Source organism: Neorhizobium sp. PAMB6630 (assembly GCF_058242775.1).
The window spans coordinates 367913-394879 of record NZ_CM177836.1 but is presented as its reverse complement, the minus strand read 5'-3'; the positions used below and the strand labels follow the sequence as shown (position 1 = coordinate 394879).

25 protein-coding genes are annotated in these 26967 nt (G+C 61.7%); 4 read left to right on the top strand and 21 right to left on the bottom strand.

Translation table 11 applies throughout. The annotated features are described in order from the left end of the window. Positions 1-216 precede the first annotated feature (216 nt). From AC4CWF_RS01820 to AC4CWF_RS01810, 3 genes are all read right to left on the bottom strand, one after another. A complete protein-coding gene (locus tag AC4CWF_RS01820; RefSeq protein WP_491283436.1) occupies positions 217-1773 on the bottom strand; it encodes a formate dehydrogenase beta subunit in 1557 nt (518 codons plus the stop codon). Further along, a complete protein-coding gene (locus AC4CWF_RS01815; protein ID WP_491283435.1) occupies positions 1770-2249 on the bottom strand; it encodes a formate dehydrogenase subunit gamma in 480 nt (159 codons plus the stop codon). Before AC4CWF_RS01815 ends, AC4CWF_RS01820 begins: the two co-directional genes overlap by 4 nt. A 153-nt stretch (positions 2250-2402) precedes the next feature. Then, positions 2403-3338: a LysR family transcriptional regulator gene (locus tag AC4CWF_RS01810; protein ID WP_491283434.1), complete on the bottom strand. Its 936-nt coding sequence runs from the start codon at positions 3336-3338 to the stop codon at positions 2403-2405. Positions 3339-3539: 201 nt separating this feature from the next. Between AC4CWF_RS01810 and AC4CWF_RS01805 the strand changes: the two genes are divergently transcribed. Beyond that, positions 3540-4607, top strand: a complete 1068-nt coding sequence (locus AC4CWF_RS01805) for an HWE histidine kinase domain-containing protein (RefSeq protein ID WP_491283433.1) — start codon at positions 3540-3542, stop codon at positions 4605-4607. 3 nt (positions 4608-4610) lie between these two features. Here the strand turns inward: AC4CWF_RS01805 and AC4CWF_RS01800 are convergent, their stop codons facing one another. The 4 genes from AC4CWF_RS01800 to AC4CWF_RS01785 form a co-directional block, all read right to left on the bottom strand. Further along, the gene (locus AC4CWF_RS01800; protein WP_491283432.1) at positions 4611-5543 is read right to left on the bottom strand and encodes an L-lactate dehydrogenase; all 933 of its coding nucleotides are present in this window, start codon (positions 5541-5543) and stop codon (positions 4611-4613) included. Between the two features lie 93 nt (positions 5544-5636). Next, positions 5637-6758 carry a mandelate racemase/muconate lactonizing enzyme family protein gene (locus tag AC4CWF_RS01795; RefSeq protein WP_491283431.1) on the bottom strand — a complete coding sequence of 374 codons (1122 nt, stop codon included), beginning with the start codon at positions 6756-6758 and terminating at the stop codon, positions 5637-5639. Between the two features lie 13 nt (positions 6759-6771). Then, a complete protein-coding gene (locus AC4CWF_RS01790; RefSeq protein WP_491283430.1) occupies positions 6772-8265 on the bottom strand; it encodes an aldehyde dehydrogenase family protein in 1494 nt (497 codons plus the stop codon). Next, complete coding sequence (locus AC4CWF_RS01785) at positions 8265-9410, bottom strand: iron-containing alcohol dehydrogenase (RefSeq protein ID WP_491283429.1); 1146 nt, start codon at positions 9408-9410, stop codon at positions 8265-8267. The genes AC4CWF_RS01790 and AC4CWF_RS01785 overlap by 1 nt, the downstream gene beginning before the upstream one ends. A gap of 106 nt (positions 9411-9516) precedes the next feature. Here AC4CWF_RS01785 and AC4CWF_RS01780 point away from each other — a divergent pair, with 106 nt between their 5' ends. Next, positions 9517-10455 carry a LysR substrate-binding domain-containing protein gene (locus tag AC4CWF_RS01780; RefSeq protein ID WP_491283428.1) on the top strand — a complete coding sequence of 313 codons (939 nt, stop codon included), beginning with the start codon at positions 9517-9519 and terminating at the stop codon, positions 10453-10455. A gap of 140 nt (positions 10456-10595) precedes the next feature. Here the strand turns inward: AC4CWF_RS01780 and AC4CWF_RS01775 are convergent, their stop codons facing one another. The 8 genes from AC4CWF_RS01775 to AC4CWF_RS01740 form a co-directional block, all read right to left on the bottom strand. Next, positions 10596-11003: a F0F1 ATP synthase subunit epsilon gene (locus AC4CWF_RS01775; RefSeq protein ID WP_491283427.1), complete on the bottom strand. Its 408-nt coding sequence runs from the start codon at positions 11001-11003 to the stop codon at positions 10596-10598. Between the two features lie 72 nt (positions 11004-11075). Continuing rightward, entirely contained in the window at positions 11076-12548 is a 1473-nt protein-coding gene (gene atpD, locus AC4CWF_RS01770) for a F0F1 ATP synthase subunit beta (RefSeq protein ID WP_491283426.1), read from the bottom strand. 27 nt (positions 12549-12575) lie between these two features. Then, on the bottom strand, positions 12576-13451 hold the full coding sequence (locus AC4CWF_RS01765) for a F0F1 ATP synthase subunit gamma (protein ID WP_491283425.1): 876 nt from the start codon (positions 13449-13451) through the stop codon (positions 12576-12578). Positions 13452-13478: 27 nt separating this feature from the next. Beyond that, positions 13479-15008 carry a F0F1 ATP synthase subunit alpha gene (gene atpA / locus AC4CWF_RS01760; protein WP_491283424.1) on the bottom strand — a complete coding sequence of 510 codons (1530 nt, stop codon included), beginning with the start codon at positions 15006-15008 and terminating at the stop codon, positions 13479-13481. Next, on the bottom strand, positions 15008-15574 hold the full coding sequence (locus tag AC4CWF_RS01755) for a F0F1 ATP synthase subunit delta (RefSeq protein WP_491285146.1): 567 nt from the start codon (positions 15572-15574) through the stop codon (positions 15008-15010). Before AC4CWF_RS01755 ends, atpA begins: the two co-directional genes overlap by 1 nt. A gap of 258 nt (positions 15575-15832) precedes the next feature. Next, the gene (locus AC4CWF_RS01750; RefSeq protein WP_491283423.1) at positions 15833-16216 is read right to left on the bottom strand and encodes an AGROH133_08824 family phage infection protein; all 384 of its coding nucleotides are present in this window, start codon (positions 16214-16216) and stop codon (positions 15833-15835) included. Positions 16217-16297: 81 nt separating this feature from the next. After that, positions 16298-18517 carry a primosomal protein N' gene (locus tag AC4CWF_RS01745; protein WP_491283422.1) on the bottom strand — a complete coding sequence of 740 codons (2220 nt, stop codon included), beginning with the start codon at positions 18515-18517 and terminating at the stop codon, positions 16298-16300. A 43-nt stretch (positions 18518-18560) separates the two neighbouring features. Then, positions 18561-19484, bottom strand: a complete 924-nt coding sequence (locus tag AC4CWF_RS01740) for a GNAT family N-acetyltransferase (protein ID WP_491283421.1) — start codon at positions 19482-19484, stop codon at positions 18561-18563. Between the two features lie 134 nt (positions 19485-19618). Between AC4CWF_RS01740 and AC4CWF_RS01735 the strand changes: the two genes are divergently transcribed. Further along, positions 19619-20554: a tyrosine recombinase XerC gene (locus AC4CWF_RS01735; protein ID WP_491283419.1), complete on the top strand. Its 936-nt coding sequence runs from the start codon at positions 19619-19621 to the stop codon at positions 20552-20554. Between the two features lie 80 nt (positions 20555-20634). After that, positions 20635-21711 (top strand): TraB/GumN family protein, encoded by a 1077-nt coding sequence (locus tag AC4CWF_RS01730; RefSeq protein ID WP_491283418.1) that lies wholly within the window; start codon positions 20635-20637, stop codon positions 21709-21711. A gap of 9 nt (positions 21712-21720) precedes the next feature. Here AC4CWF_RS01730 and AC4CWF_RS01725 read toward each other — a convergent pair whose 3' ends face one another. The 6 genes from AC4CWF_RS01725 to odhB form a co-directional block, all read right to left on the bottom strand. Next, entirely contained in the window at positions 21721-22167 is a 447-nt protein-coding gene (locus AC4CWF_RS01725; protein ID WP_491283417.1) for a cytochrome b, read from the bottom strand. A 215-nt stretch (positions 22168-22382) separates the two neighbouring features. Beyond that, positions 22383-22967, bottom strand: a complete 585-nt coding sequence (locus AC4CWF_RS01720) for a DUF2867 domain-containing protein (protein WP_491283416.1) — start codon at positions 22965-22967, stop codon at positions 22383-22385. A 72-nt stretch (positions 22968-23039) separates the two neighbouring features. Continuing rightward, on the bottom strand, positions 23040-24446 hold the full coding sequence (gene lpdA, locus AC4CWF_RS01715) for a dihydrolipoyl dehydrogenase (RefSeq protein ID WP_491283415.1): 1407 nt from the start codon (positions 24444-24446) through the stop codon (positions 23040-23042). 26 nt (positions 24447-24472) lie between these two features. Beyond that, positions 24473-25225 carry an SDR family oxidoreductase gene (locus tag AC4CWF_RS01710; protein ID WP_491283414.1) on the bottom strand — a complete coding sequence of 251 codons (753 nt, stop codon included), beginning with the start codon at positions 25223-25225 and terminating at the stop codon, positions 24473-24475. 22 nt (positions 25226-25247) lie between these two features. Next, positions 25248-25661 (bottom strand): MAPEG family protein, encoded by a 414-nt coding sequence (locus AC4CWF_RS01705; RefSeq protein WP_491283413.1) that lies wholly within the window; start codon positions 25659-25661, stop codon positions 25248-25250. Between the two features lie 21 nt (positions 25662-25682). After that, positions 25683-26918, bottom strand: coding sequence for a 2-oxoglutarate dehydrogenase complex dihydrolipoyllysine-residue succinyltransferase (gene odhB, locus AC4CWF_RS01700; protein ID WP_491283412.1), 1236 nt, complete (start codon positions 26916-26918; stop codon positions 25683-25685). Positions 26919-26967: the final 49 nt, after the last annotated feature.

The window sequence follows — 26967 nt, the reverse complement described above, 5'->3', positions numbered from 1 at the left end:
CCTCCTGCACAGCTGGCAATAGGTGAATACTCTGTGAGGCAGAGCGTTCGCGTGACCGCTTCTCCCCAGCGGGGAGAAGGTGGCGCGTAGCGCCGGATGAGGGGGTAAGCCTCAGCGCAAGTGGCCCCCTCATCGCCTCACTGCGTTCGGCACTTCTCCCCGCTGGGGAGAAGGAAGAGCAAGAACTTGCCCCTTCCACAATCAGCTTCGACCCATTCATTCCGCAGCCTCCCGCACGGGCACCGGTGCAAAATCCTCTGGAAAATGCGTCAGCGCACTCATCACCGGATAAGGCGTGAAGCCACCCAAAGCGCAGAGCGAACCGAATTTCATCGTGTTGCAGAGGTCTTCCAGCAGCACCTTGTTCTTCTCCGGTTCGATGCCCTTGGCAATCTTATCGACCACCTCGACACCCCGCGTGGAGCCTATCCGGCAGGGCGTACATTTACCGCAGCTTTCGATGGCGCAGAATTCCATGGCAAACCGCGCCTGCTTCAGCATGTCGGCGGCCTCATCGAAGACCACCACGCCCGCATGGCCGATGAGACCGCCTGCGGCTGTGAAGGATTCGTAGTCGAAGCTGGTGGAAAACAGCGACGGCGGAAAATAGGCGCCAAGAGGGCCACCCACCTGCACCGCCTTCACCGGACGCCCGGTCAGCGTGCCGCCGCCGATCTCGTTCACCAGTTCGCCAAGCGTCAACCCGAAGGCGGTTTCATAAAGGCCACCATGGCGGATATTGCCAGCAAGCTGGATCGGGATGGTGCCATGCGAACGCCCGACGCCAAAATCGCGGTAAAAAGAAGCGCCGCGATCGAGGATGATCGGGATCGAGGCAAGCGACATGACGTTGTTGACGACCGTCGGTTTGCCGAACAAGCCTTCCAGAGCCGGAAGCGGCGGTTTTGCCCGGACGATGCCGCGCTTGCCCTCAAGACTGTTGAGCAGCGAGGTTTCCTCACCGCAGACATAAGCGCCGGCGCCTTCGCGCACTTCCATGTCGAAGGCGTAAGGCGAACCCAACACGGACGGCCCCAGAATACCGGCAGCCCTTGCGATCTCAATCGCGTCTTCCATGGTCCGGATGGCATGCGGATATTCCGAACGGGTGTAGATATACCCCTTCGTCGCACCGACCGCGATGCCGGCAATCGCCATGCCCTCGATCAGCACGAAGGGATCGCCTTCCATGATCATCCGGTCCGCAAACGTGCCGCTGTCGCCTTCATCGGCATTGCAGACGATGTATTTCTGCTCGCCGCGCGCGTCCGCGACCGTCTTCCACTTGATGCCTGTGGGAAAGCCGGCACCGCCGCGACCGCGCAGGCCACTCGCCGTGACCTCAGCCACGATCTCGGCCGGCGAAATCGCGACCGCCTTTTCCAGCCCCTTCAGGCCCTGATAATGGCGGTAATCCTCCAGAGACAACGGATCGGTGACGCCGCAGCGCGCAAAGGTAAGTCTCGTCTGACCTTTTAGGAACGGGATCTCTTTCGTCAGCCCATGCGCCAGCTTATGGTTGCCACCGGACAGGAAATCCGCCTCGAAGAGCGAGGGCACGTCGGAGGGTTTGACCGGCCCGTAGGCCACGCGGCCATGATCGGTGCGCACTTCCACCAGCACTTCCAGCCACAGCAGGCCGCGCGAGCCATTGCGCACCACATGCACATCAAGATTGCGGGCGCGCGCTTCGGTGATGATGGCAGAAGCGACACGATCGGCACCGACGGCTAGGGCTGCCGCATCGCGCGGCACGAAAACGGTCACGCTCATCGGCGCGCCTCCGTCACCATGTCGGAAAGACAGTGTTCGTCAAGCCTTCCATAAACCTCGCCATCCAGCATGGCAGCGGGCGCTGAGGCGCAGAGGCCAAGACAGAAGACAGGCTCCAGTGTCACCGCACCATCAGGCGTCGTCTCATGCCAGTCGATGCCGAGGCGGGCTTTGACACCCGCCGCCAGATCTTCGCTACCCATGGCCTGACAGGCCTCGGCGCGACAGAGTTTCAGCGTGTGGCGGCCGGCCGGGTGGCTGCGAAAATCATGATAGAAGGACACGACGCCGTGCACTTCGGCGCGCGACAGGTTTAGCGCCTGCGCAATCACCTGCTTGGCGCTTTCCGGAATAAAGCCGAATTCCGCCTGCACCTTGTGCAGGATCGGCAACATCGGCCCTTCCAGCTGCCGACAGTCCTCGATGATGGCGGAAATCCGGGTCGCCTCATCCGTTGCGACCGCACGCATGTTCATCAGCCAGTCCTCCCAAACCGACGTGCCAGCACAGCCAGAGCAGTGATGCGGAGCCTGAACTTGGCACATTTCGAAGCAGATATTCGAAGATCAAGTCGTCCGCGGCACAGCCACCAGTCTTGCCTTTAGTGAAGGATGACTAACGCTACAGGCTCAGGTCAATAACGGCATTCCGTTGCTTGATAGGAAATTTCTATCAAAGGCGGATGCTGCAGCGCGGGATCGCGCTTCATGCAGCAGCGCGGAAACCAGCGGCGTATGCGGTTCGCGATGCGTTGCGACCAGTCCGACCAGATGTTCGGCATCGGGTTCGGAAATCGGGATCATTCGGATCTGCTCAGGAAAACCGAAGGATTCCGCCACGTTACGGGGCATGATCGAGGCCCATTGGCCGGTGCGGATATGGGAAAACAAGACAATCATCGAATTGGATTCCAGCGTCGGCTTGGCCACCACGCCGGCTTCTGCCATGTGTTTGTTGATGATGCGGCGGTTCTGCATATCCGGCGTCAATAGGCAAAGCCGAAGGTTGGAAACCTCCTGCCATGTCACCACGTCCCGGTCGGCAAGCGGTGTGCCTGCGGCTGCAATGAGGTGATAACGTTCCGAATAAAGCGGCACGGTGGTTACGCGGCCGAGCGGCTCGTTGTCGAGATAGGTGATGCCGGCATCGATCTCGAGGTTTTCAAGCTGGCTCAGCACCTGCAGCGAGGTGCGCGAAGTGATGGAAAAGGTGACTGCAGGGTGGCGCGCCTGAAACGGCTCCGTCAATTTCGGCACCATGGCAAGGGCGGTCGGTATCACGGCAACGCGGATATGGCCGGCAAGTCCCTTGCGGGCGGCCCGCATTTCCTCGCGCATGGTGCGGGTATCGCCAACGATGCGGCGCGCCCATTCCAGCACGCGCTGACCCTCCGGCGTCAACCCCTGGAAACGCGAGCCGCGCACCACAAGCACGACGCCCAGCTGGTCTTCCAGCTGCCGGATGGCGGCCGACAGCGTCGGTTGGGATATTCCGCACTCCTCCGCCGCCCGGCCAAAATGCGAGGCACCGGCAAGGGCAATGAAGAATTCGAGCTTGTCGATCATGGGTCCTCCGGACGTCTTTCCGCCTGTGCATCCCTGTTGTGGTCGAGTGCAAAGGAAAAGGTCAACCGGTCTCGTGAGGTCGAAGTGGCTGAGTGATCAAAGCGCCGTCAGTGAAGTTGCCTCCGCAACGCGGTGCCCTAGATGCAGCAATAGGCGCAGAACGTCTCAGACTTACAATTAAGGGCAATGGTGGAAGGCAGCGTGGCGGCAGACGACATATTTTCATTCCTGCAAGGCGGCGGCCGCTCGGGCGAACTGGTGCGCACCATCGACTGGGCATCCACCCCGCTTGGCCCCCTTCATGAATGGCCGATTTCGCTGCGCACCATCGTTGCCTCCATCCTCAGCTCGGCATTTCCGGCTGCCATTGCCTGGGGGCCGCAGCTGATCACAATCTACAACGACCCTTTTCGCGCCATCCTTGGTGAGAAACCGGAAGCGATGGGACGGCCCTTTTCGGATGTCTGGTCGGAAGCCTGGGACACGATTGGCCCGATTGCCGCTGCCGCCCAGGCGGGAGAGGCAACCTATATCGAGGACTTTCCGCTGACGATTTCGCGCAAAGGGTATCCGGAAGACGCCTATTTCACCTTCTGCTACAGCCCCTTGCGCGACGATGAAGGACAGATTGCGGGCATGCTGGACACTGTGGTCGAAACAACCGATCGGGTCGCAATCGAGCGGCAAACCCGCCTGATGAATTCGGAGTTGCAGCACCGGATGAAGAACATGTTTGCGACCGTGAATTCGATCGTCAGCCAGACATTGCGGGCGGAGCGGCCTCTCGAGGAAATCCGTCCGCTGCTTCTGCAGCGGATTTCAGCCATCGCAAGCGCCCATGCCCTGCTGACCGAGACGGCAAAGGGTGATGTGCCCGTGCACCAGGTTCTGGATATCGGCCTTTCCGCCCACAGAACAGCCGCAGACCGCATCGGGATGTCTGGCCCCGCGGTGGTTCTGACGGAAAAACAGGCGCTTTCGCTGTCACTCGCCATCAACGAACTGGCGACCAATGCGATGAAATACGGCGCGCTTCGCGCGGATGGCGGCAAGGTGGCGATTGGCTGGAAAGGCGATGGCCAAGGCCCCTTCCACCTCACATGGCGCGAAACCGGTGGCCCGCCCGTTGCACCGCCCTCCCGCCGGGGTTTTGGCACGACGCTGATGGAGCGTGTCGTTCCCCATGATTTCGGCGGAACGGCAAAGCTCGACTATGACCCGGCAGGACTGCGCTACGAACTTTCGACGGAGCGGCTGCGCCACGGATGAGGATCAGAGACGGATCGAGCCGGTCTTTTCCTTGATGATGCCGGCGCTGCGGGCAAGAGCCTTGTGTTCCCCGTCATCGAGATCCGGGAATAGATCCGCCAGCACGCCCGAAGCGCCGATGACGCGCGGAAGAGACAGCGCCACATCGACAATTCCTTCCACCTCCGGCGTCACCATCGACACAGAAAGCACCGCCCGCTGATCGAGCGCAATGGCCTTGACGATCCGCTGCAAGCCGGCACCGATGCCGTAATAGGTGGCACCCTTGCCTTCGATGATGCGGTAGGCGGCATTGCGCACATTATCGTCGATGTCTGCACGGATGGCCTCGGTCAGCGGCTTGCCCACCTGCTGCGCAAACGAGGCGACCGAGACGGAACCGGCCAGCGCATTCGACCAGGTCAGCACTTCGCTGTCACCATGCTCACCCAGCACATAGGCATGCACCGATTGCGAGGAAATGCCGAGATGGCGCCCGAGCAGCGTGCGGAACCGCGCCGTATCGAGAATGGTGCCGGAACCGATGACGCGGCAAGGCGCAAGGCCGGAGAGGCGCGTGGCAATATCGGTCATGATATCGACGGGGTTGGAGGCAATGAGCAGGATTGCCTGCGGGGCAACCGAGAGCACCTCGCCGACAATGCTACGAAACACCTCGGCATTGCGCTCCAGCAGCGAAAGCCGGTCCTCGCCGGGCTTCTGGCTGACACCGGCGGCCAGAATGACAACGCCTGCCCCTTCAAGCGCGTCATAACCGCCGGCGCTGACCTTGGTGGCCGAATGAAACGGCGTGGCATGGGCAATATCTTCCGCCTGCGCCAATGCCAGCGCCCGGTTCATATCCACCAGCACCACTTCGCTTGCCGTGCCCGTCAGGGCCAGCGCATAACCTGCCGTGCTGCCGACCATGCCGGCGCCGATAATTCCGACTTTCATGCGCAACTCCTGTTTCCTGCCAGTCCACCCTATCGACTTCATGGCAAGCTGGAATTGATTTAACGCATAAGCAGGCCGATCGTGACCGTGATCCTATCCGATACGCGTTGCGGCAAGCCGCTCCTCGTCCAGCACGATGCCGAGACCGGGCGTATCTCCCAGTTCCAACCAGCCGTCGCGGTGATGGAGCGGTTCTGCCATCGGAAAATCGCGGCGGGCTTCGCTCCACTCCGGTTCGTCATAGGGATATTCGAGAAACGGTGCATCGCCGACGCCAGCCGTCAGATGCGCATTGGCCAGCACGCCGATGCCATTGGTCCAGCTGTGGGGGGTGAAGGTAATGCCGGCCTCGCGTGCCTGATAGACCAGACGCCGGCAGCCGGTAATGCCGCCGACCAGCGCCACATCCGGCTGGATGACGTCGAGCGCCCGCTCCTCGATCAGGTCGCGGAAATCGCTGAGTTCGCGGGTCATCTCGCCGCCGGCGATGCGCACCGACGTGGCCTCCTTCAGCATGCGCATGCCCTTGACGTCGGCACGGTGCAGAGGCTCCTCCATCCAGTAGATGTCGAGTTTTTCCAGCTCGCGCGCCACGGCAAGCGCATCCTTGAATGTCCAGGCAAGCGTAGTGTCCCAGGGCATGCGCCAGCCCTGATTGCAGTCAACCATCAGGTCCAGCCGATGGCCGACACGGGCGCGAATGGCTTCCAGCGCCTTCACATCCTCCCGCCAGTTTTCGCGTCCGCCGGAGGATGCGCTGAAGCGCACCTTCATGGCGGGAAAACCTTGTGCCAGATAACGTTCCGCCTGATCCGCCATGGCAGAGGGATCGCGCAGCACGCCGGACGATGCATAAAGCCGCACCCGGTCCGCCCGCCCGCCGAGCATACGCCAGACCGGCTCGCCGGTGATTTTGCCCGAGAGATCCCAGAGCGCCAGGTCGAGCGGCCAGCAGCGGCCGTAGTGGAAGTTGATATGGGATAGCACCTCGTAGTGCCGCTCCAGATGGCGCGGATCCTGACCGATGAACAGGTCTTCGTGGCCTTCGAACCCTTTCATCAGGTCACCGGAGCCAATGCCCTCGCGACCGTCCGTATCGCGCACGCGAACGATGGTCGCATCGAAATGATGGCGCGGACGCCCATCCCAGCTTGCCTTGAACGGTGGATCGAGCGGCAGGCGGTGATGGCTGATCTCGATGACTGCGATCTTCATTGCGCGCCTCCCCTTAACTGAACTGCTGCCAGATCGTCTTGAAATCGCAGTATTTGTCGATGGCATGCACCGAGCGGTCTCGCCCGAAACCGGATTGCTTGAAGCCGCCGAAAGGGGTGGAGAAACTGGCCACGTCATAGGTGTTGATCCACACCGTGCCGGCATGAAGCGCCTCGGAAAACCGGTGGGCGCGGTTCATGTCGCGGGTAAACACAGCGCCGGCCAGGCCATAGATCGTGTCGTTGGCGATAGTGAGCGCTTCCTCTTCCGTATCGAAGGAGATCGAGCACAGGACCGGCCCGAAAATCTCTTCGCGGGCGATGGCCATGTCGTTCGTCACGCCTCTGAGCACGCCGGGAGACACATAATAACCGCCGGTGTCCGACAGCGCCCGCTCGGCCCCGAAGACGCGGGAAGCGCCCTCCTTCTCGCCGGCGGCAATCATTGCCAGCACCTTGTCCATATGCGCCTCCTCGATCAGGGCGCCGATCTGGGCCGACGGATCGAAGGGATGGGCAAGAGTGATTTCACGCCGCGTGACCTCGCGGATACGCTCGATCAGGTCTGCCTCCACCGACCGCTCGACAATGAGGCGCGTTGCGGCATGGCAGGTCTCGCCGGAATTGTAAAAACAGCCCCAGGCCGCAGCGGATGCAGCAAGATCCAGATCCGCATCGGCAAACACCACGAGCGGCGACTTGCCGCCAAGTTCCAGCGCCACGCGCTTGACGTTGGATTGCGCGGCATAGGTCATGATCAGCTTGCCGACTTCCGTCGAGCCGGTAAAGGCAATCATGTCCACATCCATGTGGCAGGCAAGCGGCTTGCCCGTCTCTTCGCCAAAGCCCGTGACGACATTGAACACGCCGGCCGGAAGTCCGGCCTCCACCGCCAGTTCCGCAAGCCGCAGCGCTGAAAGCGAAGATTGTTCGGCCGGTTTCAGCACGACGGAATTTCCCGCCGCAATCGCCGGTCCGATCTTCCAGGCATCGATGATCATCGGATAATTCCACGGCGTGATGGCGCCGATCACGCCGAGTGGCACCTTGCGCACCAGCGCCCGAGACATCGGCCCTGTCGGCGCGATCTCGTCATAAAGCTTGTCGATCATTTCCGCGTAAAACTGGATGCCATCGGCGCAGAGGCGAACATCGACATTCAGGGAGGCCAGCACCGGCTTGCCGACATCCAGTGTTTCAAGAAGCGCCAGTTCCTCGCCATTTTTGCGAATAAGATCGGCCCAGGCGAGCATGACCCTCTTCTTTTCGCCCGGATCCTTGCGGCGCCAGATGCCGGTTGCAAAGGCTGCCCGCGCGGCCTGGACCGCCAGGTCGATATCCCTGTCATCGCCGCGCGCAAGGCTTGCTCCCTCCCGGCCGTCCATCGGACGAACCCGGGTAAAGGTTCTGCCGGACATGGCGGGGCGAAAGTCACCGTCGATGAAGTGGCGCCCTTCCGGTGTCGTTCGGGCGTCAAGGGTCTCCCAGTCGGCACGGGTTCTGGTCATCACGGTGTCCTTCGAAGGGCCATCACGGCATCGGCAAAGCGGTCAATATCGGTATCGGCCACCTCGCGGATGGTGGCACGCCGCATCGGCTGATTTTCCGGCGCCTTCATCTCGGAGGCAAGATCGGCGGACGCAAACCCGGCAAAGGCGGGCGGAAGCGCCCGCTCGATGCCGCAGCGATCCATCAGGTCCGACACGAAGGCCGGCAGGTCGCGCGGCTCCGCCAACCCGCAGGCTGCAGCCGCGGCCTTGAGGTTCAGGGTGTCTGCCTCGACAAGCCACGGCAGCGTTGCCTCAAAGGCCAGCGCCGTCGCGAGGCCATGATGAATCGGTGCCAGTGCGGCAAGCGCATGGCTGATGTTGTGGGCGATGGCCGTTCCGCAATTGTCGATGGCGATGCCGGCATAACAGGAGCCGAGCAGCAGCTTTTCGCGCGCCGGCAGATTGACGGGCTCCTGCACCGCAGACACCAGCCCTTCGAGGATCAAACGCATGGCCTGATGGGCATAGAGGGCGGCGCCGGCATGGGCGTTGCGGTTCGTGGAGGCTTCGAAGGCATGGATGAAGGTATCCATGCCGCACCACGCCGTCAACGGCGGCGGCAGCGTCAGGGTCAGCTGCGGATCGAGGATCACCTGATCCGCCTTGGTCTGTGGTCCCCAGATCCAGAGCTTCTTGCCCAGTTCACCGGTGAAGATCGTGGTAGCGGAGGTCTCCGACCCGGTGCCGGCGGTGGTCGGCACAAGGATCTTCTTCAACGGTTTCTGAGGCAAGGGATTGGCGGCCAGCGCGTAATGCAAGGGGTCCTTGCCCGACGCCGCGCAGCAGGCCGTAATCTTGGCAATATCGAGGGCGGAACCGCCACCGATCCCGATCACCAGCTGGCAGCCCTCGGCAGCAGCAATCGCTGCCCGCAGATGCGATAGCTTGGGCTCGCCGGAAAACTGCGCAAAGATGCGTGCGCGAATGCCAACGGCGGCAAGATCCGCCGTCAGCCCCTCGGCAAGTCCGCTGGAAGCCAGAAAGCCGTCCAGAACGAGGACCGCCCCTGAGACGCCGCCGAACGCCTTTGCAAGCCCCGCCACCTCCCCGACGCTGCCGGGGCCAAAATGAATGTCGGGGATGGAGGAGGTTGAGAAGCGCATCCGCAAGGTCGTCCCGTTTCAATCACGGCACTCTGCATCACAAGGTCAGTTCTTCAAATCCTGGGAAATATCGGGCATATTGATGACTTGAGATCATGGAGCGTCGATGCTGGACAAAATTCCGCTGGAAGCCTTTCGCGTCTTCGATGCCGCCTGCCGCCATATGAATTTTTCAAGCGCCGGACGCGAGCTGCATGTCACTCAGGCCGCCGTCAGCCGCCGCATACAGGGGCTGGAGGACCAGCTCGGCGCCCAGCTCTTTACGAGACGCGGCCGCAATCTGGCGCTGACGCCGCAAGGGCAGCGGCTGGCGCAACGGGTCCGCGCGACGCTCGACTATCTCGATGAAAGCCTTGAGCCGTTCCGGGGCGGCGCAAGCGAGATCATCTCGATTTCCGCCAGCGGCTCTGTTTCCCATCTGTGGCTGGCAAAAAGGCTGAGGGAGTTTTCCCATGCAAGCCCTGCGCTCTCCGTGCGCCTGCTCTCCACGGATGCCCCGCTGGAACTGGCGTCGGAAGCCAATGACCTCGTCATCCTCTACGCCAATGGTGATCATCCGCGCTGGAACCTGACGCTGCTGATGGCCGAAGTGCTGATGCCGGTTGCAGCGCCCGACTATCTTTCCCGACGCGCAATTGACCCGCTGCACCTGTCCACCTGCGACATCGCAACGCTCGATCTCATCGACTACGAGCGCTTCAACGCCAACTGGATTTCGTTTCGGCAATGGTTTAGCAAGCTCGGTCAGCCAGCGCCCACGCGAGTCAAGCCGCGTCTCTCCTTTTCGACCTATTCCATGGCCGTGGATGCCGCCGTGCGCGGCGAAGGGGTTACACTCGGAAGCCTTGGACTGATTGGCGAGGAACTGCTGTCAGGCGCCCTTGTGACGCTGGGCAGTGACCGGCTGGAAACGGGGTATGGCTATTATCTCGGCATGCCGCGCTACCGGGCGCTGGCGCCCTCTGCGCTGCAATTGCACCAGCACCTTCTCTCCGCCATCCCATCACCGGAAACGGGCTACAGTCCCTCCTGTCCGCCGGCATAGACCCTGCCTCTCATGCAGCATGAAACAGTTGCCTGCCGCGCGAGCGGGCACAACGTCATACGGACCAGGTCTATCGATTGGTCATACGAAAAAGGCGGCCGTGGAGGCCGCCTTGGAAGTTCGAAACACGCAACCTGCGATCAGTTCGGATGAACCTTGTTGTGCAGGTGGGTCATGTCGGCCAGCATGTGCTCGAAGCGCGTGCGATGTTCGTCGGTCGGCGCACCGGAGATATCGGCGCGAAGCGCCTCGATGCGGCTTTCGAACAGGCTGCGATCAGCTTCGGCCTGCGGCACGGCGGATTCGGCCAGAAGCGTGCAGCCGGTCGGCGTGATATCGGCAAAACCGCCGAAGACCACGTATTTGTGAACCTGACCCGAAGCGGCCTTCACCGTCACAACGCCGGCCTTGATCGTCGTCATGGTCGGGGCATGCTTGGCAAGCACGGTCATTTCACCCAGCGTTGCCGGAATGATAACTTCCGTCACCTGTTCGGAAACGAGCAGACGCTCGGGCGAAACCAGTTCAAATTTGAAAGCGTCGGCCATGACGGTCCACTTCTTCAAGGCGTTATGCGGTAAGGAACGGCGCGCGGGAGCGCGCCGTCCTGTCGATCATGATTAAGCGGCAGCAGCCAGCTTCTTGGCCTTTTCCATGGCTTCCTCGATGGAGCCAACCATGTAGAAAGCAGCTTCCGGCAGGTGGTCGTAGTCACCGTTGACCAAGCCCTTGAAGCCCTTGATCGTGTCTTCCAGCGAAACCAGCTTGCCCGGCGAACCGGTGAAGATTTCAGCCACGTGGAAGGGCTGCGACAGGAAGCGCTCGATCTTGCGGGCGCGGGCAACCGTCTGCTTGTCTTCTTCCGACAGTTCATCCATGCCGAGGATGGCGATGATGTCCTGAAGCGACTTGTAGCGCTGCAGCGTCGACTGAACCTTACGGGCCACTTCGTAATGTTCTTCACCGATAACCATCGGGTCGAGCATGCGCGAGGTGGAGTCGAGCGGGTCAACGGCCGGGTAGATACCCTTTTCCGCGATCGAACGCGACAGAACCGTCGTTGCGTCCAAGTGGGCGAACGAGGTTGCCGGAGCCGGGTCGGTCAAGTCGTCGGCGGGCACGTAAATGGCCTGAACCGAGGTGATCGAACCCTTGTGGGTGGTGGTGATGCGTTCCTGCAGGGCACCCATGTCGGTGGCAAGCGTCGGCTGGTAGCCAACGGCCGACGGGATACGGCCGAGAAGTGCCGACACTTCGGAACCGGCCTGCGTGAAGCGGAAGATGTTGTCGACGAAGAACAGAACGTCCTGGCCCTTGTCGCGGAAGTCTTCAGCAATCGTCAGACCCGTCAGAGCGACGCGAGCACGGGCACCCGGAGGCTCGTTCATCTGGCCGTAAACGAGGGCGCACTTGGAACCGGCAGCCGAACCGCCGTTTTCATGCGGATCGACGTTGACCTTGGACTCGATCATTTCGTGATAGAGGTCGTTGCCTTCGCGGGTCCGTTCACCCACGCCTGCAAACACGGAGTAACCGCCGTGCGCCTTTGCCACGTTGTTGATCAGTTCCATGATGAGAACCGTCTTGCCAACGCCGGCGCCGCCGAACAGGCCGATCTTGCCGCCCTTTGCGTAAGGTGCGAGCAGGTCGACGACCTTGATGCCGGTGACGAGGATCTGCGATTCCGTTGCCTGATCGACATATTCCGGAGCCGGCTGGTGGATGCCGCGACGGGCTTCCGTCGGGATCGGGCCGAGTTCGTCCACCGGCTCGCCGATGACGTTGATGATGCGGCCAAGCGTTGCGTCGCCAACCGGCACCGAGATCGGCGCGCCGGTGTTGACCACCTTCTGACCGCGAACCAGACCTTCGGTCGAGTCCATGGCAATGGTGCGCACAACGCTTTCGCCGAGGTGCTGGGCCACTTCGAGAACGAGGCGGTTGCCGTTGTTGTCGGTTTCCAGCGCGTTCAGGATCGAGGGCAGTTCGCCGTCGAAGGCGACGTCAACCACGGCGCCGATGACCTGCGTAACGCGGCCGACGGACGTGCTCGTGGACGTCGTGGAGGTATTCAGGGTCGCTGCTCTAGCCATGTTGTCTTACCCTTCTTTCTTGGGCATTCAGAGCGCTTCAGCGCCCGAAATGATTTCGATAAGTTCCTTCGTGATCTGCGCCTGACGCTGGCGGTTGTAAGACAGCGTCAACTTGTTGATCATGTCACCGGCATTGCGCGTTGCGCTGTCCATTGCGGACATCTGCGCGCCGTAGAAGGAAGCGTTGTTTTCCAGCAATGCGCGGAAGATCTGTACCGCGACATTGCGCGGCAGAAGGTCTTCCAGGATTTCCTGTTCGCTCGGCTCATATTCGTAAAGTGCAGCAGTTGCCGGCACTTCCGTTTCGGCAAACTTCGCCGGAATGATCTGCTGGGCCGTTGCGACCTGAGAGATCACCGAGGCAAACCGCGCATAGAACAGTGTTGCGATGTCGAACTCGCCGGCCTCGTAGAGAGACAGAACACGCTGCGCAACGTCGCTGGCATTGGCAAAGCCAAGCTGCTTGACTTCGCGGAACGTCACGTAATCGATGATGTTCTCGCGGAAGGTGCGACGCAGAACGTCGTTGCCCTTACGGCCGACGGTCAGGATCTTGACGGTCTTGCCTTCGGCCAGAAGCTTCAGCGCATGGTCGCGGGCAAGGCGGACGATGGAGGAGTTGAAGCCCCCGGCCAGTCCGCGTTCGCCCGTTGCGACGATGAGAAGGTGCGTCTTGTCACGACCCGTGCCGGACAGCAGGAGGGGAGCCTCCGGACTGTCCTTGTAGACGGCACTGAGGCCGGCCAGAACGCGATCCATCCGTTCTGCGTAGGGGCGAGCGGCTTCCGCTGCCTCCTGCGCACGGCGCAGCTTCGCCGCGGCGACCATTTTCATCGCCTTGGTGATCTTCTGCGTCGCCTTGACGGAGGCGATCCGGTTCTTCAGATCCTTAAGTGAAGGCATCCGTTATCGGTCCTTGAGCTTTTCCGTTCAGGCGAAAGACTTCGAGAAGGTCTCCAGCGCAGCCTTCAGCTTGGCGCGGGTATCGTCGGATACCTGCTTTTCCGTGCGGATGGCATCCAGCACGGCCTTGCCGTCGTTGCGAAGATAGCTGAGCATGCCCTGCTCGAACTTGCCGACCTGGGCAACCGGGATCTTGTCCAGGTAACCGTTCACGCCAGCGAAGATCACAGCAACCTGCTCTTCCGTCTTCAGCGGCGAGAACTGCGGCTGCTTCAGGAGTTCGGTCAGGCGTGCGCCGCGGTTCAGGAGGCGCTGCGTCGAGGCATCGAGGTCGGAGCCGAACTGTGCGAAGGCCGCCATTTCGCGGTACTGCGCAAGCTCACCCTTGATGGAGCCGGCAACCTGCTTCATGGCCTTGATCTGGGCAGCCGAACCAACGCGCGAAACCGAGAGGCCCACGTTCACGGCCGGGCGGATACCCTGGTAGAACAGGTCGGTTTCGAGGAAGATCTGGCCGTCGGTGATCGAGATCACGTTGGTCGGAATGAAGGCCGACACGTCGTTGCCCTGGGTTTCGATAACAGGCAGAGCCGTCAGCGAACCAGCACCGGCAGCGTCGCCCATCTTGGCGGCGCGCTCGAGAAGACGCGAATGCAGATAGAAAACGTCGCCCGGATAGGCTTCGCGGCCCGGCGGGCGGCGCAGCAGCAGCGACATCTGACGATAGGCAACGGCCTGCTTGGACAGGTCGTCATACGCGATCAGCGCATGCTGGCCGTTGTCGCGGAAGTATTCGCCCATTGCGCAACCGGCAAACGGAGCCAGATACTGCATCGGTGCCGGATCGGATGCGGTTGCCGCAACGACGATCGAGTACTGCAGGGCGCCGCGTTCTTCCAGAACCTTGACGAACTGGGCAACGGTGGAGCGCTTCTGGCCGATAGCGACGTAGACGCAGAACAGCTTGTCACTGTCAGGGCCATTGTCGTGGATCGGCTTCTGATTGAGGAAGGTGTCGAGAATGATGGCGGTCTTGCCGGTCTGGCGGTCGCCGATCACAAGCTCGCGCTGGCCGCGGCCAACCGGGATCAGGGCGTCGATTGCCTTGATGCCTGTGGACATCGGCTCATGCACGCCCTTGCGCGGAATGATGCCGGGAGCCTTGACGTCGACGCGCGAACGGCGCGACGTATTGATCGGACCCTTGCCGTCGATCGGGTTGCCGAGCGCGTCAACGACGCGGCCGAGCAGTTCCGGACCAACCGGGACTTCAACGATGGCGCCGGTGCGCTTGACGACGTCGCCTTCCTTGATGTCACGGTCGGAGCCGAAGATAACCACGCCGACATTGTCGGATTCGAGGTTCAGCGCCATACCGCGGATGCCACCCGGGAACTCGACCATTTCGCCCGCCTGGACGTTGTCGAGACCGTAGACGCGGGCAATACCGTCACCGACGGACAGAACCTGACCAACTTCGGAGACCTCAGCCTCCTGGCCGAAGTTCTTGATTTGATCTTTCAGAATTGCGGAAATTTCCGCGGCGCGGATGTCCATCAGCCAACCTCTTTCAGTGCAAGCTTAAGGGTGGAAAGTTTGGTGCGAAGAGACGTATCGATCTGACGCGAGCCGATCTTGACGATCAGGCCACCGAGGATCGAAGGGTCGACAGTCACGTCCAAGAGGACGTCCTTGCCGCTCACGCCCTTCAGCGCCGACTTAAGTTCTTGTTCCTGCGCCTGAGACAGCGCATGGGCCGAAACGACTTCGGCAGTAACCTCGCCGCGATGGCGAGCAAAGATGGCACGGAACGAGCGAATGATGCCCGGCAGTGCGAAAAGCCGGCGGTTACCCGCGACGACCTTCAGAAAGTTTGCAACGAGACCCTGGATGCCAGCCTTTGCAGCGAGCGCCGAGACCGCACGGCTCTGCTCTTCAGCCGAAAAGACCGGGCTTGCGATCAACCTTTTCAGGTCATCACTTTCCTCGATCATTGCCTGAAAACGGTCAAGATCTGAGCGCACCTGCTCGACCGAGCCGGTCTCCAGCGCAAGCTCGAACAGCGAGCTGGCGTAGCGATAAGCCATGCCGGAAGTCTGCTGGGATGTGTCTGCCACGGGCACAATTTCCCTGATTATCATCCAAGTGTCCGGCCTGTTTTCGGAGTTCAGACAAACGCTTGAATTTGCTTCTTTTTCTCATTTCGACCGGAGGAGCCCTCCAGCCTTTTTCCGAAATTCGGGGTTCGTCTAGCATAGGACGTTGGGACTCGCAACACGCGTGACGGCGGAAAGAGCCTTCTCTGCAAGGGCTTGAACCGATTTTATGTCAACTTGCGTGCGATTGTCTTCAATACACCCTGCCTCGCCCATTTTGCGGGCCTAGAAGTAACCCAGCACATAGCCGAGCGGCAGCACCGAAACCACAACCTGAAGCAGCAGAAGGCCCGTGCTACGCAGCGTCAAACCACGGTCTGCGATCATCGAAACCAGCCGCCCGAAAGCACCCATGGCAGCAGACACGCCGAGCGCCAGATAGGTCCAGTCCTGCGCCAGAAAGATCGCGATCACACCAAGCCCGAGATAGAGGCCGCCGGTGGAGCGCACCGAGCCATACCCTTCCGGCGTGACCTCGCCGATGGCAAAACCGGAGAGCCTGAGTGCGGCGGCCGGCAGGACCAGGATGAACAGGCCGGCCAGCGCCGAGAGCGCCGCGCCGAGGAATGCAAGCTGCTCTGGCAGTTCGGTCGGGAAGTAGAGTTCCATGCTGGGCTCCTGATTCGGATATTCTCTTGAAAGGCCGGTCGCCATACCAGCGGGCGGTCACTTTTCAAAGGTCAGTCCCGATCAGAGAAAACTCTGCGGGTCGATGTCGAGCTGCACATGCACGCTGCCGCGCACTTTCGGGCCATTGGCCAGCATCTGGCGCAGATAGGCCTGCATGTCGCTGTTGCGCCGGCCGTGGACCAGAAGGCGGAAGCGGTGGCGGCCGCGCACAAGCGCCAGAGGCGCCTCCGCCGGCCCCAGAACGGCAATACCTGAAACGCGGGGCGCTGCGGCCCGCAGGCCTCGCGCATGGCCTTCCGCATCGGCCCTTGCATCGGCCGATACGATGATGGAGGCAAGCCGCCCGAAAGGCGGCAGAAGCGCCTTCTCGCGCTCGCCGATCTCGCGCTCGTAAAAGGCGGAGGGATCGCCGGAAACAATCGCCTGCATCACCGGATGCTGCGGCTGGTACGTTTGCAAAATTCCGTGGCTTTTCAAGCCGGTACGCCCGGCACGGCCGGTCACCTGGCTGAGCAGCTGAAAGGTGCGTTCGGCAGCTCTCGGGTCGCCATTGGCAAGGCCGAGATCCGCATCGACAATGCCGACCAGCGTCATCAGCGGAAAGTTATGACCCTTGGCCACCAGCTGCGTGCCGATGACGATATCCGCCTCGCCCTTGGCAATGGCCTCCAGCTCCAGCCTCAGCCGCTTGACGCCGCCCAGAAGGTCCGAGGACATGACGATGGTGCGGGCATCGGGGAAATGTTTTTCCACCTCTTCGGCAATCCGCTCCACACCGGGGCCGCAGGCGACGAGATGATCGAACGTGCCGCATTCGGGACAAGCCTCCGGCGTCTTTTCCGCATAACCGCACTGGTGGCACTGGATCTGGCCCTTGAAGCGATGTTCCACCAGCCAGCTTGAGCATTGCGGGCACTGGAAACGATGGCCACAGACACGACACAGCGTCAGCGGCGCATAACCACGACGGTTGAGGAAAAGCAGCGCCTGATGGCCATTTTCGACCGTCTTCTTCACCGCCCGCAGCAAGACAGGCGACAGGAAGCCGCCGCGGTCCGGTGGATGCCGGCGCATATCGACCAGATGCAGGTCCGGCATCGCCGCTTCACCGAAGCGGGTCGGCAGATGCACCATGTGATAGCGGCCGCTCTGGCCGTTCACCTGGCTTTCAACTGAAGGCGTCGCAGACACCAGAACCACCGGAAAATCGCCGATGCGCCCGCGCACGACCGCCATGTCGCGGGCATTGTAAAAGACCCGGTCCTCCTGCTTGTAGGCGGGATCATGCTCTTCATCGACCACGATGAGGCCGAGTTCCTCAAACGGCAGGAACAGCGCCGAGCGGGCGCCGGCGACAACGCGCACCTCCCCCGTCACCACACCGCGCCAGACCTTTTCGCGCAGGCGCGGCGACAGATCCGAATGCCATTCGGCAGGCTTTGCACCAAACCGATCCTGGAAACGTTCAAGAAAACTTGCCGTCAACGCGATTTCCGGCAGCAGGATCAGCACCTGGCGGCCCTTGCGCAGAGCCTCGGCAATCGCCTCGAAATACACCTCCGTCTTGCCCGACCCGGTGACGCCATCAATGAGGGAGGCGGAAAAACCGCCGGCCTGCATGTTCTCAACGATTTCCGAGGCGGCCTGCTTTTGCGGACCTTCGATGCGCGGTTCGACGTAATCGGGATCCGGCAGCGCCACCACCGGCGGCGGTGGTAAAAACACGGTATCGAACAGGCCCTGCTTCACCAGCCCGTCGATGACGCTTGCGGAAACGCCGGCCGCATGGGCAAGGCCGCTGCGTGTCCACGGCATTTCATCGCGGGTGAGGTCCAACACGCGGGCGCGCGCCGGCGTCAGCCGTTCCGGCTCACCGCCCCGGTAGCGCAGGGCCTCCACCATCGGTTCGGGATCGAGCGCTGCCGGCGCCCGCACGGCCATGCGCGCCACAAGCCCCGGCGGCGACAGGGTATAGGCGGAGACCCAGTCGATGAAGGCGCGCATTTCGCGCGTCAGCGGCGGACAATCGAAGGCAAGCGTGATCGGCCGCAGCTTTTTCGGATCGAGCCGCACGTCATCGGTGCCATCCCAGACCACGCCGATGACCTGTCGGGGGCCGAGCGGCACCTGCACCACGGAACCCGGCTCCACCGCCATGCCTTCAGGCACGGCATAACTATAGGCTTCCGGCACCGGCAAGGGCACCAGAACCGGCACAACACGGTTCACCTTCTGCGCATCAAAGAGGGCGCCGAAGAGATCGGACGAATCTTTTCCCATGGCGCGGGACCATGCCTCGGCGCGGAACAAAAGGGAACCGAAATCAGGCCGCGACGACGGCCTGACCCGGCGAAACAAACCGCGCATCCGGATTGGCGGCGAGTTCAAACACGGAATGTCGCTCCAGTGCCTTCGTCACCTCCACCGGATCACCCTCCAGTTCATCCGGCTGGATCATCTGGCCGATGGTGAAATCGAAGAGATCGCCCTTCTTGTTCAAAAGCTCGTAGAACACCGTCATGTCACGCAGTTCGGTGGACCATTTGGCAAACCAGTAGAACAGGCCGGAATTGCGCGCCTTCATGTGCATCGGCAGGATCGGCAGGTTATATTTGCGTGCAAGGCTGACGGCCGACATCTTCCACGGGCGCTCGTTGAGACGGCCATTGTCCCAATAGGCAATACGCCCGGAGGGAAACAGCACTGTGACCTTGCCCTCCTCCACCGCATGGTTGGTGAGTTTCAGCGTCTCGCGGGCCTTCAGCTTGGTCTTGTGCTCCTCGCGCCATTCGACCGGGATGATCATCTCGGAAAACCGCGGATTGACCCGCACCGCATCGCGATTGGCAAAAAACATCATGTCCGGCCGGCGGTCTTTGAGAAGATCGAAGACGGCGACTCCATCGGCAATACCGGTCGGGTGGTTGCTGACCAGAATGAAGCCGCCCGAGGACGGTATCCGCTCGCCATTGTGGACGCGGATATCCAGGTGCAGCATCCGGCTTAGATATTCAAACGACTGGAAGCCGGATAGGCTTTCGATATCGTTGGCAAAGCGGATGGCGCGGCTGTAGCGCAGGAGACTGTAGAGGAAAGGCCGCATTGCCGGCCAGAGTGGATGCCGGACGAGGCGCGTGCCGCGCTCGGCGATCAGAGTGTCCACGATATGACCGGGCTGGCCTTGCGACACGAGGGCGATCGCTTCGGCAAACTGCCCCAGGGCAGACGTGGAATGACGAGGTTGCATAGGCACTCCCTGAAGAACACATGCATTTTATCGCAGCCCTTGATGATCGAACTGTGACATCGAGAAGCCTTAGTGAATTGGTAACGCTCCATGCGCAATGTGGATCGCATCCTGTCAAAATCAACGGATACGCTGTGAACGAGATCCTGATCCTGGCGAGCCCAGAGCTTCTGGAAATGCGGCGTCAATGGCTGCAAAGCCTTGAAACCGAACGACGATTGGCCGCCAATACATTGGAAGCCTATGAACGGGACACACGCCAGTTCCTTGCCTTTCTCACAGGTCATCTCGGCGGGCCGGCGACAATTTCTGACATCCATACACTGCGCACGGCCGATCTGCGCTCGTTCCTGGCCAAACGCCGACGCGAGGGATCGGGTGCGCGTTCGCTCGGCCGGCATCTCGCCGGCCTTCGCTCTTTCCTGCGGCACCTCGAGCGCAAGGGGCTGGTGAATGCGGCAGCAGCCGGTGCGATCCGCGCACCGCGGCAGCCGAAATCGCTGCCGAAACCGCTCTCCGACCGTCAGGCGCTGGATGTGGTGAGCGCCGAGGCGCAGCTCAACGAAGAGCCCTGGATTGCCGCGCGCGATACCGCCGTTCTGACGCTTCTTTATGGCTGCGGCCTTCGCATTTCAGAAGCACTGGATCTCACGCCTGCCGATATTCCGGAAGGCGCGACATCGCTTCGGGTGACGGGCAAGGGCGGCAAGACGCGGATGGTGCCGCTGTTGCCCATCGTGCCGCAGGTGATCGAGACCTATCGCAAGCTCTGCCCCTATGCGCTTTCCAGCGATCAGCCGCTGTTTCGCGGCGCGCGTGGCGGAAAGCTCAACCCCGGCATCATTCAGCGCGAGATGCAGAAGCTGCGGGGCGCGCTCGGGCTGCCGGATAGCGCCACGCCGCATGCGCTTCGCCATTCCTTTGCCACGCATCTCCTGTCCGGTGGCGGCGACCTGCGCTCGATCCAGGAACTGCTCGGCCATGCCAGCCTGTCGACCACGCAGGTCTATACCGGCGTCGATCAGGCGCGCCTGCTCGAGGTTTATGACCGCGCGCATCCTCGTGCCTGACCGCTTCGCCGTGCCAGCCAAGACCAGTGTCACGCCAGCTCCTTGTAAAGGATAGGCATCGACATGAAGGAACCTGACCAATGCCCCTGCCCGCCCTCTCCTTCCTGTCACGCCGCTTCACCGCTGCAGCAGATGTAATGCAGTGGCTGCTCGCCTGCCTGCATGGTTTGGTGTTCCTGTCGTTTTTGGCGATACTGGCTTTTGCGCCGGCCGCAAGGGCGCAGGAGCCGATCTGCCGGGGTACAGATATCTTGGCGCAGATGCGCGAGACGGATCCGGCCACCTACCGCCGGATCGTCGCAGAAGGCGATGCCGTGCAGAACGGCAAGGGGCTGTTCTGGAAGATCGAAAAACCGGGGCTAAAAGCCTCCTACCTCCTTGGCACCATGCATGTGACCGATCCGCGCGTGCTTGCCCTCCCCAAGGGAGCCATGGCGGCAAAGGCCGGCGCAAAGGTGATCGTCATCGAATCCGACGAGATCCTTGACGAGCAGAAGGCCATGGCCCGCCTGATGACAAAACCGCAGCTGACGATGTTGATGGATGGCAAGACCATCCAGAGCTTTCTGTCGCCCACCGATACCGCAAGGCTGGATGCGGCCCTGAAGGCGCGCGGCATTCCGCTTGGCGCGGTGTCGCGCATGCAGCCGTGGATGCTGTCCAGTTTCATCGCACTTCCGGCCTGCGAATTGGCACGCAAGGCCAAGGGCGCTTCCTTTCTTGACAAGCAGTTGGCCGAAGATGCCATCCGCGCCGGAAAGCCGGTGAAGGGGCTGGAAACCATGGAGGAACAATTGTCCGCCATGGCCTCCATTTCGACGGAGTTCCATCTGAAATCGCTGATGGAAATGCTGGCGCTTGGCGACAGGATGGATGACGTGATGGTGACCATGACCGATCTTTACCTGTCCGGCGATATCGGCCGCACCATGCCGATGCTGAAGGCGGTTTCGCCGGATGGCGCCGACGGCGAAGGGTATGCAGAGTTTGAAGAGCGGATCGTCACTCAACGCAACCACAGGATGGCCGAACGCGCCCGTCCGCTGCTCGATGAGGGTGGCGTCTTTATTGCCGTCGGAGCCTTGCATCTGGTCGGAGAGGAAGGACTGGTCTCCCTGCTCCGCGCCGACGGTTTTACAGTGACGGCAGTAAACTGACGCTGCTCCTCACACGCCACGCGTCATGCGGGCCATCACATTGGTTTTCCAGATGAACTGGTGGACGAGCGCGCCCGCGACATGGGCGGCGAGCAGGAGCCAGAGCAGGATCCTCAAGACATCCGCATGCACGAAGCCGGCTGTCGTATTGCCGAAATAATACGCCCCGATGCCCGCAAGCGGCATGGCAAACAGCAGCGCATAGAGGAGCCCGTGGGTGATGTGGGCCAGGAGCCGCAATGGCGGCGGCTCGACTTCGGACGCGGCCGGCACGCCCTGGACGAGGCGCAGACAGAGGCGCAAGGCCGCAAGCGCCAGGATGGCGATGCCGACATAGGCATGGATGTTGGCCGAGGCGAGATCATCCGGTGTGACCGTCTCGCCGCGTCGCACGAGCCTGTTCCATTGCTCCATACCCTCGGTGAACAACAGGTTGAACAAGATCAGCAACGCCATGCCCCAATGCAGGACACGTTGCGGCACCGAGTAAGAAAGCGGAGACATTTCATCACCTTTTCAATGGGTTAAGAATGACCCACAGTAAGAGCCTGCACCCGGGACGCAAGCAGCGTGTGTTCTCCTGTCGAGAATTTAACCGAGGAATTGACCAATCACATGTGGCGCGGCCGGGAAAGAGGCCAGGCACCGCCTGCGGCAGTGCGAGCCGACTTTCAGCGACGCTTCGCCTCCAGACACCGCCCCACCTGGCGCAGCGACGCCTTGACGATCAGCCGGTGAAACGGCGTGATGACAGCGATGTAGATGCGCCCCAACAGGACCTTTCGATAGACCAGAGTGGTGAGCGAAACCAAGGCCTCCCCCTCCCCCTGGTCAAGAACATCGATCACCAGCCGAAAATCCAGATGGTTATCGTCAAGACCGACCACAATCTGTCCGTCCGATTGACTGATGATGGGGAAAAACCCGATCACTTCGGTATGGTTCGAGGCGACATCGCGGGTGGATTGCAAGCCGAAGGGGGCAACGATTGCGTTTCGAAGCCAGAGCAGAAACCGTGCCCAGGGCGGAAACCGGTCAAGCGCCAGATGCGCCACGTCCGCGGCCTGAAGCCTGCCGGTCGTTCTGACGCGCAGACTGTAACAATCCGCCCAGTCCGCCCGCGGCAAAGCTGGATGCGGCAAGCTGGGCAGACAGGAAATGAGCGTGTGAAGACGGGGCACGGACTGGGACATCTGCAAATCATAGAGCCCGAGCAACCGGTCGGCGCGCACAATCGGCGCGGCATGATGCGGCATGCGGTCACAGACAAAAAAGCCGCCACCCGAAGACCGGATGGCGGCTTTTCATAGCCAGATTTTGGCGACCGGTCACATGTGGATTGGCTTGAAGAAGGTGGCGAGTGCCGCTTCCTTGACCGCTTCCGACATGGTCGGGTGCGCATGGCAGGTGCGGCCGAGGTCTTCCGAGGAGCCGCCGAACTCCATCAGCACGGCTGCTTCGTGGATCATTTCGCCGGCGCCAAAGCCGATGATGTGGACGCCGAGTACGCGGTCGGTGTCCTTGTCGGCGAGAACTTTTACAAAACCGTCGGTTGCCTGCATGGCGCGGGCACGGCCGTTTGCCGTGAAGGGGAACTTGCCAGCCTTGTAGGAAACGCCTGCAGCCTTCAGTTCTTCTTCCGTCTTGCCGACAGAAGCGACTTCCGGCTGGGTGTAGACGACGCCTGGGATGACGTCATAGTTCACATGTCCATGCTGCCCGGCGAGGATTTCAGCCAGCGCCACGCCTTCGTCTTCCGCCTTGTGAGCAAGCATCGGGCCCTTCACCACGTCGCCGATGGCATAGATACCGGCAACATTGGTGGCATAGTGATGGTCGATTTCAACGCGGCCGCGATTGTCGAGCACGACGCCGGCTTCTTCCAGACCAAGACCTGCCGTGTAAGGCTTGCGGCCGGTGGCGACCAGCACCACGTCGGCGTCGATCGTCTTGATATCGCCGCCCTTGACGGGCTCGAACGTGACCTTGGCGCCGGTTTCCGTCTTTTCAACGCCGGTCACCTTGGCGCCGAGGTTGAATTCCACGCCCTGCTTGCCGAGGATGCGCTGGAACTGCTTGGACACTTCGCCATCCATGCCGCCGAGGATCGTGTCGAGATATTCGACAACCGTTACCTTGGCGCCGAGGCGCGACCAGACCGAACCGAGTTCAAGGCCAATAACGCCGCCGCCGACGACGACCATGTGGCCGGGCACCTTGTCCAGGGCGATGCCGCCGGTGGAGGAGACGATGACCTTTTCGTCGATCTCGACGGGGACGCCTGGAATGCCGGCAACGTCAGAGCCGGTGGCAATCACGATGTTCTTCGTTTCCAGTTCCTGCACCGTGCCATCTTCGGCGGTTACGGATACCTTGCCGGCCGAAACGATCTTGCCGGTGCCGATGAAGCTCTCGATCTTGTTCTTCTTGAAGAGGAAGGCAACGCCATCGACGTTCGACTTTACGGTCGCGTCCTTGTGGCCCATCATCTTTTCAAGGTTGAGCGTGGTGCCGGACAACTCGACGCCCAGCTCTTCCATGCCGTGCTTGGCGTGTGCAAAAACTTCCGAAGCGTGCAGCAGCGCCTTCGAAGGGATGCAGCCGACATTGAGGCAGGTGCCGCCGAACGTGGAGCGCTTTTCGACCACGGCCACCTTCATGCCGAGCTGTGCTGCCTTGATGGCGCAGACATAGCCGCCGGGGCCGGTGCCGATTACGATCAGATCATATGCCATTGTCGAAATCCTTCGTTCTTGCGCGACTATCTGCCGCCACTCACATTCATGATTGCGCCCGTCACGTAGGAAGCTTGCGGCGACAGAAGGTAAAGAACCGCCTCCGCCACTTCATCGGCCGTACCGGCGCGTTGCATCGGCACCGAGGGTGCCAGGTCTCTTGCACGATCCGGCAGGCCGCCGGATGCGTGGATATCCGTATCGATAATGCCGGGCCGCACCGCGTTGACGCGCACCCCTTCGGTTGCCACTTCGCGCGACAGGCCGATGGTGAACGTATCGACGGCGCCTTTGGCCGCGGCATAATCCACATATTGACCACCGCTGCCGAGAACGGCGGCCATGGAGGAAATGTTGACGATGGCGCCGCCCTTGCCGCCGTGGCGGGTGGACATGCGCTTCACCGCTTCCGACGCGCAGCGGATCTTGCCGATGACATTGATCGCAAACATCCGGTCCAGCCGCTCGCGCGACATCTCGTCCACCCGCGCCGTCCGATCGACGACGCCGGCATTGTTGACGAGACCGTCGATGCGGCCGAATTCACGATCAACGGCTGCGAAGATGGCGGCGATGCCCTCTTCCGTGCCGGTATCGCCCTGAACAATGCGGGCGATGCCGCCGTTTGCTGTTACCTGATCGGCAAGCGCCTGGGCGGCAGCCTCGTTCACCGCATAATTGATGAGCACACTCCAGCCGCGATCCGCTGCAAGCCGCACGACGGCTGCACCGATGCCGCGACTACCGCCTGTCACCAGCACTACGGGATTGTCTTGCATCGAATATCCCTCCAGCCCCGTTTCAGACCATCAACCCGATGATCATCACGAGAAGACCCAGCAGCGATCCCAGCCAGACCAGCGAACGGATGTAGGGGATGCCGGCCAGATAAAGCGGGATATAGGCAAGACGGCACACGAACCACAGCCAACCGCCGAGGAGGCCCCAGCCGCTCACATCGCCGTAAAAGGCAAGCGCCAGCACGAGACCGACAAAGGCCGGATAGGTTTCGCGGTAGTTGAGGGATGCACGTTCAGCCCGACCGGCAAGCGCGGATTTCGGCTTCTGGCCGTCATCGCGAGGACCGGCGTTCCAACCGGACCCCAGTTCCCGCGTTGCAAGGAAACCCTGCAGCATGACGTGGAAGACGAGAAGCACGACACTGAGCACCAGAAGCGCCATGGAGGGCGTCGCATGCTGCACCATCGTATCCATCTCGTCCTCCTTATTTGGTTATCAGAGATCGAGAACCAGACGTTCCGGATCTTCCAGGCTTTCCTTGACACGAACGAGGAAGGTGACTGCTTCCTTGCCGTCGACGATACGGTGATCGTAGGACAGAGCAAGATACATCATCGGGCGGATGACGATCTGGCCGCCGACGACGACCGGGCGATCCTGGATCTTGTGCATGCCGAGAATGCCCGACTGCGGAGCGTTGAGGATCGGCGAGGACATCAGCGAACCGTAGACGCCACCATTGGTGATGGTGAACGTGCCGCCCTGCATGTCGGCCATGCCGAGCGAACCATCGCGGGCTGCCTTGGCAAGACGTCCGAGTTCCTTTTCGACACCGGCGATCGAGCGCTGGTCGGCATCGCGGATGACCGGAACGACGAGGCCCTTGTCGGTGCCGACAGCCATGCCGACGTGACAATAGTTCTTGTAGATGATGTCGGTGCCGTCGATCTCGGCGTTAACGGCCGGCAGTTCCTTCAGGGCGTGGGTCACGGCCTTGGTGAAGAAGCCCATGAAGCCGAGCTTGACGCCATGCTTCTTTTCAAACACGTCCTTGTAGCGGTTGCGCAGGTCCATCACTGCAGACATATCCACCTCGTTATAGGTGGTCAGCATGGCGGCCGTGTTCTGGGCATCCTTCAGGCGCTTGGCAATGGTCTGGCGCAGGCGCGTCATCTTCACGCGCTCTTCGCGACCGGCATCTTCCGTGGTGGACGGAGCGCGCGGGGCAGCCGGAACCGGGGCCGGCGCTGCAGCCGGGCCCTTGGCGATGGCAGCGATCACGTCGCCCTTCAGCACCTGGCCACGCTTGCCGGAGCCATCAACATCACCCGTTGCGATGTTGTTGTCGGCTGCAAGCTTTGCAGCGGCAGGAGCGGCCGGCATGGAGGTGCCGGCAGAGGCAGGAGCCGCAGCTGGCGCCGGGGCGGCAGGGGCAGCAGCCGGAGCCGGCGTTGCAGCAGGAGCCGCCGCCGATGCGCCGGCGGAACCGGCAGCACCTTCGGCGATCTGGCCGAGCAGCGCGTTGAGGCCGACCGTTTCGCCGGCGGCAATGATGATTTCCGTCAGAACGCCCGAGGCAGGCGCCGGGACTTCGACGGTAACCTTGTCGGTTTCCAGTTCAACGATCGGCTCATCGGCCTTGACCGTGTCACCGACCTTCTTGAACCAGGTGCCGACGGTTGCCTCGCTGACGGATTCGCCGAGGGTGGGGACGCGAATTTCGGTGGCCATGATCTGTTTCCGTTTTTTAACCGATGTCGTTGAACTTCAGACGGGGCGG

What these genes read in the sequence shown, in the direction of transcription:
- AC4CWF_RS01820 (WP_491283436.1), bottom strand. Translation starts at nt 1,773, where the DNA reads ATGAGCGTGACCGTTTTCGTGCCGCGCGATGCGGCAGCCCTAGCCGTC.
- AC4CWF_RS01765 (WP_491283425.1), bottom strand. Translation starts at nt 13,451, where the DNA reads ATGCCTTCACTTAAGGATCTGAAGAACCGGATCGCCTCCGTCAAGGCG.
- AC4CWF_RS01720 (WP_491283416.1), bottom strand. Translation starts at nt 22,967, where the DNA reads ATGCCGCATCATGCCGCGCCGATTGTGCGCGCCGACCGGTTGCTCGGG.
- AC4CWF_RS01730 (WP_491283418.1), top strand. Translation starts at nt 20,635, where the DNA reads ATGCCCCTGCCCGCCCTCTCCTTCCTGTCACGCCGCTTCACCGCTGCA.
- atpD (WP_491283426.1), bottom strand. Translation starts at nt 12,548, where the DNA reads ATGGCTAGAGCAGCGACCCTGAATACCTCCACGACGTCCACGAGCACG.
- lpdA (WP_491283415.1), bottom strand. Translation starts at nt 24,446, where the DNA reads ATGGCATATGATCTGATCGTAATCGGCACCGGCCCCGGCGGCTATGTC.
- AC4CWF_RS01800 (WP_491283432.1), bottom strand. Translation starts at nt 5,543, where the DNA reads ATGAAAGTCGGAATTATCGGCGCCGGCATGGTCGGCAGCACGGCAGGT.
- odhB (WP_491283412.1), bottom strand. Translation starts at nt 26,918, where the DNA reads ATGGCCACCGAAATTCGCGTCCCCACCCTCGGCGAATCCGTCAGCGAG.
- AC4CWF_RS01785 (WP_491283429.1), bottom strand. Translation starts at nt 9,410, where the DNA reads ATGCGCTTCTCAACCTCCTCCATCCCCGACATTCATTTTGGCCCCGGC.
- AC4CWF_RS01815 (WP_491283435.1), bottom strand. Translation starts at nt 2,249, where the DNA reads ATGAACATGCGTGCGGTCGCAACGGATGAGGCGACCCGGATTTCCGCC.
- AC4CWF_RS01795 (WP_491283431.1), bottom strand. Translation starts at nt 6,758, where the DNA reads ATGAAGATCGCAGTCATCGAGATCAGCCATCACCGCCTGCCGCTCGAT.
- AC4CWF_RS01780 (WP_491283428.1), top strand. Translation starts at nt 9,517, where the DNA reads ATGCTGGACAAAATTCCGCTGGAAGCCTTTCGCGTCTTCGATGCCGCC.
- AC4CWF_RS01790 (WP_491283430.1), bottom strand. Translation starts at nt 8,265, where the DNA reads ATGACCAGAACCCGTGCCGACTGGGAGACCCTTGACGCCCGAACGACA.
- AC4CWF_RS01775 (WP_491283427.1), bottom strand. Translation starts at nt 11,003, where the DNA reads ATGGCCGACGCTTTCAAATTTGAACTGGTTTCGCCCGAGCGTCTGCTC.
- AC4CWF_RS01810 (WP_491283434.1), bottom strand. Translation starts at nt 3,338, where the DNA reads ATGATCGACAAGCTCGAATTCTTCATTGCCCTTGCCGGTGCCTCGCAT.
- AC4CWF_RS01710 (WP_491283414.1), bottom strand. Translation starts at nt 25,225, where the DNA reads ATGCAAGACAATCCCGTAGTGCTGGTGACAGGCGGTAGTCGCGGCATC.
- AC4CWF_RS01740 (WP_491283421.1), bottom strand. Translation starts at nt 19,484, where the DNA reads ATGCAACCTCGTCATTCCACGTCTGCCCTGGGGCAGTTTGCCGAAGCG.
- atpA (WP_491283424.1), bottom strand. Translation starts at nt 15,008, where the DNA reads ATGGACATCCGCGCCGCGGAAATTTCCGCAATTCTGAAAGATCAAATC.
- AC4CWF_RS01705 (WP_491283413.1), bottom strand. Translation starts at nt 25,661, where the DNA reads ATGGATACGATGGTGCAGCATGCGACGCCCTCCATGGCGCTTCTGGTG.
- AC4CWF_RS01725 (WP_491283417.1), bottom strand. Translation starts at nt 22,167, where the DNA reads ATGGCGTTGCTGATCTTGTTCAACCTGTTGTTCACCGAGGGTATGGAG.
- AC4CWF_RS01745 (WP_491283422.1), bottom strand. Translation starts at nt 18,517, where the DNA reads ATGGGAAAAGATTCGTCCGATCTCTTCGGCGCCCTCTTTGATGCGCAG.
- AC4CWF_RS01750 (WP_491283423.1), bottom strand. Translation starts at nt 16,216, where the DNA reads ATGGAACTCTACTTCCCGACCGAACTGCCAGAGCAGCTTGCATTCCTC.